At 67.8% G+C, this 12,992-nt stretch carries 11 protein-coding genes and 1 pseudogene; 4 read left to right on the top strand and 8 right to left on the bottom strand.

What is annotated here, in order from left to right; genetic code table 11:
- The first annotated feature begins 547 nt into the window (after positions 1-547).
- Together AOK23_RS27185 and AOK23_RS27180 are read left to right on the top strand one after the other, a co-directional pair.
- Positions 548-823, top strand: a complete 276-nt coding sequence (locus AOK23_RS27185; RefSeq protein WP_055715257.1) for a hypothetical protein — start codon at positions 548-550, stop codon at positions 821-823.
- A 15-nt stretch (positions 824-838) separates the two neighbouring features.
- Positions 839-1,633 (top strand): DUF4238 domain-containing protein, encoded by a 795-nt coding sequence (locus tag AOK23_RS27180; protein WP_079049724.1) that lies wholly within the window; start codon positions 839-841, stop codon positions 1,631-1,633.
- Between the two features lie 225 nt (positions 1,634-1,858).
- Here AOK23_RS27180 and AOK23_RS27175 read toward each other — a convergent pair whose 3' ends face one another.
- Positions 1,859-2,281 (bottom strand): hypothetical protein, encoded by a 423-nt coding sequence (locus tag AOK23_RS27175; RefSeq protein WP_055715255.1) that lies wholly within the window; start codon positions 2,279-2,281, stop codon positions 1,859-1,861.
- Between the two features lie 58 nt (positions 2,282-2,339).
- Positions 2,340-2,801: a hypothetical protein gene (locus tag AOK23_RS27170; protein WP_055715254.1), complete on the bottom strand. Its 462-nt coding sequence runs from the start codon at positions 2,799-2,801 to the stop codon at positions 2,340-2,342.
- Between the two features lie 788 nt (positions 2,802-3,589).
- On the opposite strand from AOK23_RS27170, the gene AOK23_RS27165 reads away from it, so the two are divergent.
- Positions 3,590-7,216 carry an nSTAND1 domain-containing NTPase gene (locus AOK23_RS27165; protein WP_420823755.1) on the top strand — a complete coding sequence of 1,209 codons (3,627 nt, stop codon included), beginning with the start codon at positions 3,590-3,592 and terminating at the stop codon, positions 7,214-7,216.
- Here the strand turns inward: AOK23_RS27165 and AOK23_RS50335 are convergent.
- Both AOK23_RS50335 and AOK23_RS48990 read right to left on the bottom strand, forming a co-directional pair.
- A pseudogene (locus AOK23_RS50335) lies at positions 7,206-7,562 on the bottom strand (transposase); the annotation flags it as partial. The gene AOK23_RS27165 and the pseudogene AOK23_RS50335 sit on opposite strands and share 11 nt — an antisense overlap.
- On the bottom strand, positions 7,552-8,085 hold the full coding sequence (locus AOK23_RS48990) for a hypothetical protein (protein ID WP_206336303.1): 534 nt from the start codon (positions 8,083-8,085) through the stop codon (positions 7,552-7,554). The gene AOK23_RS48990 and the pseudogene AOK23_RS50335, both read right to left, overlap by 11 nt.
- A gap of 170 nt (positions 8,086-8,255) precedes the next feature.
- On the opposite strand from AOK23_RS48990, the gene AOK23_RS51720 reads away from it, so the two are divergent.
- Entirely contained in the window at positions 8,256-8,861 is a 606-nt protein-coding gene (locus AOK23_RS51720; RefSeq protein WP_338056524.1) for an endonuclease VII domain-containing protein, read from the top strand.
- Between the two features lie 834 nt (positions 8,862-9,695).
- On the opposite strand, the gene AOK23_RS27155 is transcribed toward AOK23_RS51720, so the two are convergent.
- The 4 genes from AOK23_RS27155 to AOK23_RS27140 all read right to left on the bottom strand — a co-directional run.
- Positions 9,696-10,220: a P-loop nucleotide/nucleoside kinase family protein gene (locus AOK23_RS27155; RefSeq protein ID WP_055715251.1), complete on the bottom strand. Its 525-nt coding sequence runs from the start codon at positions 10,218-10,220 to the stop codon at positions 9,696-9,698.
- Between the two features lie 321 nt (positions 10,221-10,541).
- Positions 10,542-11,066, bottom strand: coding sequence for a hypothetical protein (locus tag AOK23_RS27150; RefSeq protein WP_157878167.1), 525 nt, complete (start codon positions 11,064-11,066; stop codon positions 10,542-10,544).
- A 105-nt stretch (positions 11,067-11,171) separates the two neighbouring features.
- The gene (gene istB / locus AOK23_RS27145; RefSeq protein ID WP_055715249.1) at positions 11,172-11,960 is read right to left on the bottom strand and encodes an IS21-like element helper ATPase IstB; all 789 of its coding nucleotides are present in this window, start codon (positions 11,958-11,960) and stop codon (positions 11,172-11,174) included.
- A partial coding sequence (locus AOK23_RS27140) for a Mu transposase domain-containing protein (RefSeq protein ID WP_055715248.1) occupies positions 11,957-12,992 on the bottom strand: 1,036 nt, incomplete at its 5' end. The genes istB and AOK23_RS27140, both read right to left, overlap by 4 nt.

Here is a 12,992-nt window from a genome sequence, read left to right as displayed (position 1 = left end):
TCCTGAGACGGGCAACCGTCCACCGAGGCAGTGAACGCAAGTGGCCCGCGAAAGCGAGAAGCGCCTCGCGGGCCGGCTTCTCCGGCCAGGACTTCAAGGTCTCGCCCGCAGGGCCCAGCGCACGTGGGAGAGGGCGGGTTCGCCGTCGGTGAGGTTGGTGAACGTTGCCTCCACGACGATGTCGGCCGGGACCTCGCGGATCACCCACTCGTTGCGGGGATCAGCGCTGCCGCCGACAAGGCCCGCGAAGCTCAGTTCCCCGGGCTCGGCGGCCAGCAGGCGCCAGATCGATGCCGTCGGTCCACCAGGGAACCGGCACGCAGATCGCGCGGAGCCATCCAAGGCGGCTCCGGTGCTGTGAAGCACAGCTCAGGGAGCATCGCTGCCTGCCTCTCGCGGTCGCATGAGGTCGAGAACGTCGCCCCATGCGTCCAGCACCTCGCCGTGTCCGGCCTCCCAGGCCGCCTTCTCGACAAGGGTGAACAGCTGCCGTTGCAGGGATACGTAGTGCAACTCCCGGCATCTGCCGTCCACTCGTACGGCCGCGATGCGCGCCGGGAAGTATGCCGACGCCGCCGTACCGGCCGTGCCGACCGCACTGGTGGCGCCGGTGGCCGCTGCGGGGACGCCGGTAGTGCCGGCGGCGCCCGCCGGCAGTGAGCTGGACCTGTACGCGGCGGGTGCTGCCCGGGGCGTGATGCGGTGCGCGGCAGCGAAGGACACTCCGAAGCAGACCGCGACCGGTACCGTCCCGGCCGGCGGGGGCAAGGTCACCTTCGAGATCGACAAGGACGATCCGCAGAACCCCACCGGCGACCGGTAGCACGAGCTCAGCGGCCTGGAGGGGCAAGGCCTTGCCGCCCTGCGCCGAATAGACGAGACGGGAATGCCTCCGGCCGTGGGCACCGGCGACCGCGAGCTGCTGTGCCTCTACCTGGCTGCGCAGATGGCCAGGACACCGCGGAAGCGCACGATGCTGCGCTTCGGGCGCGATGTCACCGCCTACGCGAACGGCCGGGAGGTCGACCTGGCGCTGATGACCGAGTACCTGACGCGCAAGCATCTCGGTCGCCCGCCGCAGGAAGCCGAAGCCCAGGGTGCCTGGGATTACTACCACGGCACGCGGGCGATGAACGGCGGCAACGACCCCACCCACGACGAAGCGGTCGCAGTGACCTTCAGCTCGGTCCGGGTGTGCATCCCGCAGTACCGTGCCCGGCACTGGCGGCTCGAGACCTGCCGCAAGCCGATCTTCCTCACCTCCGACGCACCCCTCGTGCTCTGGCGCCCGGAAACTCCGGAGGACGCCTACCGAGGGTTCGGCCTGGAGGGTGCTCACGAGATCAGGTTCCCGGTCAGCCCCACGGCTCAGCTCGTCCTCGTCCCCGGCCACGGCACATCCGCGGAAGAGGTCAGGCTCAGCCGAGTGAACAGCTGCAACCAGGACCTCGCGGACACCTGCGAGCGGGCCGTCATCGGGCACCCGGACCGGCCTGCCGCGCTCGACCGGGTCCAGCTGAGCAAGCGCGGGCCCACACTGCGCTTCAACTCGGGCCCCGGCTTCCAGGAGAACCCGGACGGCACGGTAGAGCCCATGGGCGACATCGTGCACATGTACACGACCCGCCGGTGAGACCACACAGCTGTGGGCCGGGCAGAAGTCCTGCCCGGCCCACAGCTACGCCTGTGCGCTACGACCTACGAATCCATGGTGGACCTGATTGCCGCGGGGCAGCACCGTCGTACGTCGGCCGGGTCCTCCTGCCTCCTGGAGGTCAGGGGGACACAGCCACTGCCCGCCCGGCACGTGGGCTGACAGACCATCGCATCGGGCCGTGTTCCCGGCGGCCCCAGCCGTTCACCACCGGTTGGTCGCCTTCACGCACAGCGGCTGGGTGCCCTTGATGTAGCCGCTCCCACCACCCATGTCCTTCCAGAAGACAGCGCACCACAGGTCACCGTTCGCGCCGTCCTCGTATCCGGACCAGTAGTGCGAGAGGTTCTTCCATTCCCCGTCGTAGCTGTTCTTGATGGTGCCGTGCGGGCCGAACAGCTCCCAGTGGCCCCTGCCGGTGCTGGTCGTGGCACGGACTTCCATTTTCTCGACGTCGGCGTCGCTCACGTTCTGGAAGGTCACACACAACTCGTGGGTGACGAAGAGCGTCGTCGACTGGCACACCACCCTGAGGTCTGCGGCCTCGGGGGCAGAGGCGGAGGCGGAGGCGGAAGCGGTTCCTGTCAGGACGATTCCCGCGGCTATGGCGGCGGCCATGCGCTTCATACTGTCGTTCTTCCTCTCGGAGAAGGGGACGGGGTACCCGGGCCGATGCGTGCCGGGATCAGAAGAAGACCGGAGAGCAAGCCGTGTCCATATAGCCGCCCGCCTCGTAGAGCGTGGCGCAGACCCGCGAGGCGGCACGAGGCATGAGAACGGTGACCTCGAAATCGGCGACTTCGTCGCGCCGGTTGCCGGTCCACGAGCGGTCCCTGCCGAACATCTCCCTGTTCTGAGCGTCGAGGACCCGGACGTGGATGCGGGCATTGGCCACGCCCGTGGCAGAGACCCAGCCCCCGCTGATCTTGTTGATGAAGGTGGGCGACTGGGCGTCCCAATGGACGCTTATGGCGCCCGTGTTTCCCTGAATCGCCCTGAAGCCCGATCCCGAGGCCGCGGATGCTGGCGCGGCGGACATCACGGTAACCAGAACGGCCCCCGCGCCTGCCACGGCGAGACCGCGCAGGGTCCGCCGGCCCCTGTGGTTTCGGCGCGTCTTCCGGTTCTCGTCTTTCTGCAAGGACATGCTGTGCCTTTCACGTCAGGACAAGGGAGGCCCCATCGAAGAGCTGTGTTCTGGGCCGGTGCCGCTTGGAGCGGGCACATGCCGCCCCGTTGCGTGCAGAACATGACCTTTCACGGTTCGCCGATTGTCTGGCAGGCCACTTTGACCACTTCAGACAATGCTCGGACTTCTGGATCTGGCGCATGGCCGTGCCGCCGGCCCACCGGGCTCGCGCGGCGGCCGGCCGCCGGGTCCCGGAATGCCAGGTCTGACGCGAGTGTGCCGCGGGCCCGACCCATGGCGCCTGGGTCCTGGAGCCTCCGCGGCGTGGGGCTGTTACTCACTTTCGGATGATGTCTGTGCCGCGCCGGGGTGGCGTGACATGGCGAGCTCGAGGGCTCGGCCAACGCCTCCAAGGAGGCCGGAGCTGTCACGCCGTCGACATCACGCACCAGCGACATAGCTGGAGAATGCAACTAAGAGCCATGGAAATATTGGCATAGGTAACACAGCCCGTGATTACCTCCTAAATCCTGCACGAGATGGGCAGACTGTGGGTGCGCGGTCGGCCCGGCCGCCACCCGCGCACCGCACCCGCCCTGCCCCAGCCGAGAAGGCCGCCTACCGGGGCTACCCGCACTGTCTGGGGGACTCTTGTCCGCTTCTGCTTCCGTCGCCGCCCGCCGTCTGGCCGCCGCGCTCGCCGCCCCAACGTCGTGTCGGTGGCCGGGTGCTGTCCGTGGGCCGTGGCGCCGGCGGGGCTGCGCGGGTAGCGTCGGTGAAGCGTTTCCTGTGACGGGGGGGGAGTTGTGGGACGTCGGGAACGGCCGGTGGATCCCGCTGAGGGCCCGGTGGCGTGCTTCGCGTTTGAGCTGCGCAAGTTACGTCAGGAGGCGGGGGGTCTCACGTACCGGCAAATGGCGGAGCGCACGTCATTCTCGGCGGCGACGCTGGCTCACGCGGCCGCGGGCGGAAAGCTGCCCTCGTTGCCCGTGGCGCTGGCCTATGTGTCCGCCTGCGGCGGCCGGCTCGAGGACTGGCAGCGGCGCTGGCACCAGGCACGAGAGCAGGATCTGGCCGAACCGTCCGACGATGACGACGACGCGGTGTCGCCCTACATGGGTTTGCGGCGGTTTCAGCCGCAGGACCGGGACGTGTTCTTCGGACGCGACCAGCTCATCGCAGACCTCACCTCGCTCGTGCAGGGACACCGCGTCACCGTCGTCGTCGGTGCCTCCGGCAGCGGCAAGTCCTCCTTGCTGCGCGCCGGGCTCATCCCCGTTCTGCAGAGTGCGGACGCCGGCGAGCGCCCGGCCGCCCTGCGCATTCTCACCCCGGGCTCCCGGCCTGCCGACACACACGCTCACCTGCTGCAGCCCGAACCTTCCCGCGCTGACACGGTGATCGTGGTCGACCAGTTCGAGGAGATCTTCACCCTGTGTAGTGATCCGGCGGAACGAGAGGCGTTCATCGGCCAGCTGCTGGCCGCCCGCACCCCAGGAAGCCGGCTACGGGTCGTCGTCGCGGTGCGGGCAGACTTCTTCGGCCGCCTGGCCGAGCATCCTGCTCTCGCCGCCGCCGTACGCGAGGCCACCCTGCTGGTCACCCCGATGACGCCCGTGGAACTGAGGGATGCGATCGTCAAACCCGCAGCCGCCGCTGGCCTGATCGTGGAGCGCGTCCTCACCGCCCGCCTCGTCGACGACGTCACGGCCCACCCCGGCAGCCTGCCGCTGATGTCGCACGTTCTGCTGGAGACCTGGCGGCGGCGCCGCAAACGCACACTGACCCTCGCCGCCTACGAGGCCGCCGGCGGCATCCACGGCGCCATCGCCCAGACCGCAGAAGCCCTCCACACCCAACTGCACCCCAGCCACGCACGCCACGTGCGGCAGATCATGCTGCGTTTGGTCACACCCGGTGATGGGGCCCCCGATACGCGTCGGCCGGCCGGCCGCGACGAACTCGACAGCGACCAGCCGGGTGAGGTCGGCCAGGTGCTGGAACGCCTCGCACGCGCCCGGCTGGTCATCCTCGACGACAACACGGTCGAGATCGCCCACGAAGCCCTCCTCACCGCCTGGCCCCGCCTGCGGGACTGGATCGAACAGGACCGCCAGCACTTGCGCGTCCACCGCCAGCTGACCGAGGCCGCCACCACCTGGGAGCAGCTGGACCGGGACGCGGGAGCCCTGTACCGCGGCACGCGCCTGGAACAGACCACCCGACTTGACCGCGGATCACTTTCCGCTGCGGAACAGGCGTTCCTTGATGCCTGTCTGGCTGCGCAAGCAGCCGAACACACTGCACTCCGCCGCCGGATGCAGCTGCGGCGTCAGGCGGTGGCGCTGCTGAGTTTTCTGCTCCTGATCGCCACCTCGGCCGCGATCTGGGCAATAGGGGCGCAGCGCGCGGCGAAACAGCAGCGCGGCGCCGCCGTGTCCCGCGAACTGGCTGCCAGAAGTGACGCACTCCTGTCCCAACAACCGGAGGCGGCCATGCTGATGGCGCTGAAAGGCTTCCAGCAGGCCCCCAATGTGGAGACCCGCAGCAGCCTGATCAGCGCCTACAGCATGTGGGGGGCCAATCAACTGACCGGGCACACCCAGAGCGTGCAGGCGGTGGCCTTCAGCCCCGACGGCCATACCCTGGCATCGGCGGGAAAAGACCACAGCGTCAAGCTGTGGAACACGGCGACACGCCAGCTGATCGCCACGCTCAGGGGACATACCGACACAGTTAACGCTCTGGCCTTCAGCCCCGACGGCCACACTCTCGCCACCGTCAGCGCCGACCACAGCGTCAAGCTGTGGAACCCCGCCACGCACCGGGAAACCGCCACCCTCACCGGCCACGCCAGCGCCGTGAACGCCTTGGCCTTCAGCCCCGACGGGCACACTCTCGCCACCGCCGGAGGTGAAGGCGGGATACGTCTGTGGAACACGCACACCCACGAGACGACGGCCACCCTCGCCGGGCACACCCGAGCAGTGTTGGCGGTGGCGTTCGCGCCGGACGGGCACACCCTGGCCGCAGCCAGCGCTGACCGCACCGCACGGGTGTGGAACACGGCATCGCGCCGCACTACCGCAACCCTGACCGGGCACACGGACGCGGTCCGAGCGGTGGCCTTCTCACCCGACGGGCACACCCTGGTCACGGCCAGCGATGACTCTTCTCTTCGCCTGTGGAACGTTGCGACGCAGCAACTGATCTCGGCGCTGAACGGCCACAGCGATTCTGTGACGGCGGTCGCATTTTCCCGAGACGGCCGCACCGTGGCATCGGCCAGCGCTGACGGCACCGCCAAACTGTGGTATCCCGCCACACGGCGGGATACCACCACCCTCACCGTCCGCACCGACTTCCTGAACGCTCTGGCCTTCAGCCCCGACGACCAGACTCTGGCCACCGCCGGCGCCGACGGCACCGTCCGGCTGTGGAACGCTGCCACCCGGAGACCCATAGCCGAACTCGGGGACGAGGTGGACGTTGCGGGGGAATCTTTCAGCCCTGACGGCCACACTTTGGCCACCGCCTCCGGCGAGGCCGTCCAGCTGTGGGACGTCAGCCGGCGACGGCCGGTGGCGACTCTTGCCGGTCCCGACGACTCGGCATATGCGATGGCATTCAGCCCTGATGGGCACACGCTGGCCACCACCGGTGCTGACCGCACCGTCCGACTGTGGAACACCGCTACCCACCGGCAGACTGCCGTCCTGAAGGGCCATCACAGCAGAGTGCTGGCCGTCGCGTTCAGCCCCGACGGCCAGAGCCTGGCCACAGTGAGCTACGACCACACCGTACGGCTGTGGAACGTGGACCACCGGCGCCTTGTTGACGCCCTCCGCGGCCACACCGACGCCGTCTTCGACGTGGCCTACAGCCCCGATGGCCGGACACTCGCCACCACCGGCGCCGACGGCACCGTCCGGCTGTGGGATACCACCAGCCACCAGACCAGGGCAGTCCTTACCGGCCACAAAGACGTTGTCTACGCCGTGGAGTTCAGCCCCGACGGCCGCTCGCTCGCCACAGTCAGCGCCGACCGCACCGCCAAGCTGTGGGACACCGCCACCTATCAGGCGACAGCTACCCTGACCGGGCACAGCGACGCCGTCACCAAGCTCGCCTTCACCCCGAACGGAGAAACTCTGATCACCGCAAGCCACGACCACACCATGCGCCTGTGGAACGTCCGTACACGGCGCACCGAAGCCGTTCTCCGCGGCCACACGGACATGATCACGGGTATGGCACTGAGCCCCGACGGCCGTACCCTCGCAAGCAGCGTCAGCCGCACGACTCGCGGCAGCAGCGAACTGCGGCTCTGGGACCTCGACACCGGACAGATCGCCCAACACATCTGCCAGGCCAGCAACGCCCACCACTGGTCGCAACTGCTGTCCAATACACCCGGAGCAGGAGCCTGCTGAACCGCTCCGGGATCGGTGGAGGCTTTAACCCACCACCAGAGCCACGGCGGCCCGCCGGGATGACCGGGGTGGGGTCTGTCCGTTTGCCGTTGCGGGAGTTGCCACCGTCCTTGCCCGCCGGATCATGCTTGTCATAGCCGAAGTGATCGGTGATCTCGCCCTCGAGGGCGGATTCCAGCAGCTGCTTCGTCAACTGCTGCAGCAGCCCGCGCTCGCCGGTCAACTGAAGGCCTTCGGCCTGGGCGCGGCTCACCAGCTCGTCAACCGGCTGGTCGTCCACCGCCTTCGCCGACACCGCCGCTGCCGACCCGGCAGCCTCGTGCTCGGACACGTTCTCACTGGTCATCGATGCATCTTGCATGATCGGGAGTTACACCGAACGATTTACAGTCCCGGCGCTGCGGCTCAAGGGTTACGAGGTGTATCGATTCGGTGGGTACGAGCTGGGCCTGAACAGTGCTCCAGCGATGCTTCGCCGGTTCTTCACTGAGCTGCTCGGGAGCCAGCCATAGGGCATAGGCCCGTTCGACCCACGCGAGCCCGCAGCGGGCAGGATGATGCGGCGTATGAGAGATGACACGGTGCGCGATCAGATCCGGTTCCTGCGCGATTGCCTCGACGGTGAGGAGGCGCTTGCTCTCGTTGCTGGTGACGGTTGGCCTGTACCCATGGATGAGGTGATCAGCGCGTTGAGAGCCGGTGGATTCACGGATGAGCAGATCCGCCTGATTTTCACCTGGGGGCCCGGTCGCGCGGCTGTATACGCCGATCTGCTGCAGCGCATTCTTGATCAGTTGGCAACGCTCAGCTCCGTCAGACGGCCGGCTCACAAAGAGGCCGTACGGCGCGGCATTCACTCGCTGCTGCATTTGTACCGAAACGCGCCAGGCTGGGAACCGAAATGGGGGCCGGACTTCCCATATGCGCGCCTGAGCAAGGTGACCAGGGAGCGGGCTGTCGAGCTGCTTGCTGACAGAGAGCAACGGGCGGCAGGAGGCGCCGTCGGTTGATTCCCTCGGGCTTTTCACAAGGGCGGTGCGTGGTTGCGATCATCGACGCTGTTGCTCGCCGACGCGCCGGGAAAGAACCCTGCGCGCCGGACGACCTCGGCATACGGGATCAGCGGTACGCCCGGTGCCCATTGGACGGTTCAGCCGGCTACCACCTATGGAGCCCCACCCGAGGTCAGGGCTTTTGCCATCGCCACGCCCGCCGCGACTTTCTGCCGTATTGGCAGGACGCGGAGCTGGGTCCGCCGATAGCGGCCGTGCATGTTCCGCCGGAGCACAGGTGCGGGGGCTGGGTGGCGCCTCGATATCTACCCCGGCCCTGGATCGGCCCGTTGCCCGAGCGGTGGCCGGAGGAGCGCATTCCCATCTGGTACGCCTGGTGGCGGCTGCACGACATCCAGGACGGCACGTGCGCCACTTGCAGCGCCCCCGCCTGCACCATCGACCACGACCATCACACTGGCCTTGTCCGCGGCTTGTTGTGCGTCTCCTGCAACAAGCGGGAGGGCACCTGCCGACGTCGCGCGCAGGAGGGCACACACCCTGGAAGGCCATGCTTCCAGCCCTATTGGGACGATCCGCCGGCCGCACCGCTGCGCTGGATGCATGGGAAGTCGTCCCTATCAGCGGCATGACAAGGGGTACCGGTCATTCAGCGGGGCTCCGTCGCGCCTGAGAACTCGCCCAAGCAGAGCTGTTTCGACTCTGTTCGAGGCGACCGCCGCCCTGCTGGCGCGCCTGGCCGGGCTCATCTCTCGGGCACGTGTGGGCATGTCTCGCGCTGCTGATAGCTTCCTGGCACGCCTGCGCCGACAGCAGCCCAGAAGGGGCGGGAGTCCTGGAAGTGGCCGCCCAGGGTGTGCCAGGACAGGCCGGGGTGCTCGAGGCTTCCAGGCCCGCGGTGGCCAGCCCGCACCGCTGGTACTTCTCCATGGTGTAGGGCCACTCGACCCACCCGATTCGGCAGGCGGCGCAGACGGTGTAGTCGACTGCGAAGGCGACATCGCCGGCGAGGTTCGCCGCCCGCTCCCTCCAGCCGGGCCGCTCCGAGGAGGAAGTGTCCTGCCAGGGTGCATCCAGCCGGATGACGGTCCAGCCGGAGGGCTGTCGACCCCATCTGCCACCGCTGATCGCGCGTAAGAACCGTTGCCAGGGCGTACCGTCCGCCGCCCACGTCACGTTCCGGGCCTGCGTGGCCAGCGCCCGCGCAGCCTCCCGCTCCTCAACGTCTGCCATGCCGACCACCCTGCCCAGACGACCGACTCCCTCAACTCTGGTGGTCGGGAGTCCAGTAGCGGCGGCTGGTCCTGTAGGTGGGAGCTGGCAACGTTTGTCGACGGTTTTGGGGAGCACTTAGCCATCACAGGGCTCGGAAATGTCGATGAGAACTAGCAACGTTTTCGGAGCGCACGGCGGCTGGCCCCAGGCTCCCGCGCCAGTACTGGGCCGCACCAAGGTTGGCCGGACAGTCACGCGAGTGACGGCCACCGATCGGCGGCCCACTCCAGCCATCCTGACCATCCAGGAGGCGGATCTCCAACCTCATGTCCATCGAGTTCCGTGGCGTCGGGCTCCTCGAACAGTGTCCTCCAGTGCAGGAGGTCCGTCTCGCTCATCGCGAAGGTCTGATCAGGGGTGGTCGACTGGCGATGAGCGACCCGAGCACGTTGGGTCTCATGGTCCACCGGCACATACACAAGCTGACAGGACGCGCCCACAGACATCACCAACCAGCGGATCGCGGACCTTTCGTCACGAGACCAGCATCCGAAATCCAGGACCACGTTGGTTCCCAGCCTCAGCGCCTCCAGACCAAGCCAGAGCAGCCGTCCTTCCAGCACATCGCGCTTCCCCTCCGGCTGCGGATCGCCGAACAGCGGGATCATCCACTCATCCGGCGTCAGCCGCAGCGCGCTGTGCTCCTTGGCCAGCTGCCGAGCTCTCGTGGTCTTCCCGGCACCTGGCAGGCCGACTGTCAGGAACAACGTCGTCACACCCAGATCGTGTCACGAAGGCCAAGTGGAGGAAGACTGCTCTTTCTGCCGAGATCGCCGGGCCACGGCGCGGCCCAGCAGCGCGATGACGTCCAGTGGCGGTGACGCACGCCTCCCAGGTTCTTTCCGGTGGTTCAGGGGTCGTAGGTACTGGCGGGCCGATGCCTTGTGGTGTGGCTGATCATGGCTTGAGCCAAAGGCGGATCGAAGCCGCGGTGACGGGACGTGAAGTGGCCGAGTCATTCCTGGGCCCACTTAGCGATCTTGGAAGCGGTTTTCGGGAGCGAGTTTTGGCCCCACCCTGTGCACTGAGGAGCGACGTCAGTCAGCGGCGCCTGGTGTGGGGACGTAGGGCTCGATCTCGCGCCATGGCGGCGGTCCTCCCAGCTGCCGGTTGATGGGCTGCTGGGATCCGTCGAGGGAGCTGCGGGCCGCGTTGACGAAGGCGAGCTGTTCGGATGCGAGTTCTGCCATGATCCGTTGCAGGTTGTCACGGTTCTTCGGGCCGCGGTCGGCGACCAGGAGCGCGAAGCGGCCGATCGCATCGGCCAGGTCGCCGGCGGCATTCGCAACGTCGGGGGTGGCGACCAGGCTGAGTGAGGTCAAGGCGGCGTTGAACGGTGGCCAGTTGGCGTTGTTGGGCCGGTCGTCGAGGTATGCCTCACGCAGCTCGATCTCGACCGCGGTGAACTCCTGGAGGAAGGCTCCGTAGGCAGCTGTCTGGGTGTCGCGCAGCCATTGCTGGTTCTGGCTGCGGCGGCCGACGAAGCCGCCCACCACGATGCCAATGATGGTTGCGACGGCACCAACGCTCGTGGACACCAGAACATCCAAGGGGGCGGCCAAACCAGTTTCCTCCTTCAGCGCGGTGGCTGTGATCTGTGGTCAGCGTGGCAATCGACTGGTCCATTCTTGATCACGAGGTGTGTTCTGCGGGACCGGATCCGGAGGTCAAGTGGTGGCTTGCTGTTGTGCACGGGTCTGTGCGAGCCGATAGGAGTCGGTGCCGGTCTCGATGATGTTCCCGCCGAAGGTGAGGCGGTCGACGATGGCCGCGCAGAGCCGCGGATCCGTGAATGTCCTGGTCCAGCCGCCGAACGATTCGTTGGAGGCAATGGCGACGCTGTTTTTCTCCTCGCGTTCGGTGAGCACCTGGAACAGCAGCTCAGCGCCGCGGCGGTCCAGCTCCATGTAGCCGAGTTCGTCTATGCAGAGGAGATCGACACGTCCGTAGCGGGCGATGGTCTTGGTCAGGATTTTTTCGTCCGCCGCCTCGACTAGCTCGTTGACCAGTTTGGTGGCGAGTGTGTAGCGGACCCGGAAGCCGGCCATGGCGGCCTCGGTGCCGAGCGCGATCAGCAGGTGGGACTTGCCGGTGCCGGAGTCGCCGATGAGGCAAAGCGGCAGGCCCTTCTTGACCCATTCGCAGGTCGCCAGGGTGTGAATGACGGCTGCGTCGATGTTCGCGTTGGCGTCGAAGTCAAAGGCTCTGATCGACTTCTCCCGGGGGAACTGCGCCGCTTTGATGCGCCGTTCGGAGCGGCGGCGGGCCCGGTCGTCGCACTCGGCCATCAGCAGTTCGGCGAGGAAGCCGCGATAGGACATCTGGTCGCGGGCGGCGGCTTCGGCGAGTTCGGGGAACTGGGCCCGGATCGTGGGCAGCCTCAGCATGCGGCATGCCTGGTCGACGGCGGCGGTCGCGGCCTGTTCGGTCAGCCCGCGGTGGCGTTTGAGTGTCACGGCATCTCTCCCTGGATGGCGGGGCGATCGGCCGGCTGCCGGGCTCGCAGCAGCTGGTCGTAGGCCGCGACCGAGGGCAGCGGCCGGGTGTCGGGCGGCAGCTGGGCCAGCCGCCGTTCGGTCAGCGAGGTCACGTTCGTCCGGTCCGGCTTGGCCGGGACAGAAGCAGCGACCTCGTCGGCTTCGGCCGCCTTCCGTGCCTCCAGGGCGACGGCGTCCGCGGTCAGGGCGCCTGCCCTGAGCGCGGATGCAAGCCCGGCGACCAGGTGCTCGTGGGGGACGTGGCGGCCCATCGGCAGGACCTCGATCAGGGCCCGGGTGCCGTCCCGCTCGCCGTGGGTGGCCTTCGCCGCCTCCCACCAGGCGTCGTGGACGGGCGTGAACTTCCCTGCGGAACGGGCCTGTTCGAGGGCGGTGGCCCCGGGAAACGCGCCGGGCTTGCGGACCAGAGCTTCCAGGTAGTGGTCCAGATCCAGCCGGGCCTTCCCCTTGGCGATCAGCCGTTCATGGCGTGCGATCTCCTGCTGGCCGTCGTAGACGACCAACTCGGATGCGTGCAGTATCGCCCTCACCGTCCGCCCGATCAGCCGCACCGGCACCGAGTAGCGGTTGGTGCGGACACTGATCTGGCTGAAGCGATCCACCCGCAGGCTGAACAGCCGTCCCGTCTCGAAGGGCTCGTCCGGCAACGGCTGCAGCAGCGGCCGTTCGACGGCGAAGTACTCGCTCACCGGCCGCGGACGGGAGCCGATCCGGCGCCGTTCGTCTAGCTCATCCCACTGCTCGATCATCGCGTTGAGCTCAGCGAGGGAGGCGACCTCGGGGACGGGGACCATGTGATTGCGGCGGAACCAGCCGATCTGCCCCTCCACCCCGCCTTTCTCGTGCGCGCCCTCAATTCCGGGCAAGCAATACGCGGCATCGATGCCGTAATGCGACCGGAACGCGGTCCACCGCTCGTTCTCCACGCGGGAGCGCGAACTGAGCACCCGGGAGACCGCGGAGCGGAGGTTGATGCCCCTATGGATGTCA

The organism is Streptomyces torulosus (assembly GCF_001419765.1).
Classification (GTDB): domain Bacteria; phylum Actinomycetota; class Actinomycetes; order Streptomycetales; family Streptomycetaceae; genus Streptomyces; species Streptomyces torulosus.
Note: the sequence above shows the minus strand (reverse complement) of the source record. Positions and strands in the feature narration are given on the sequence as shown.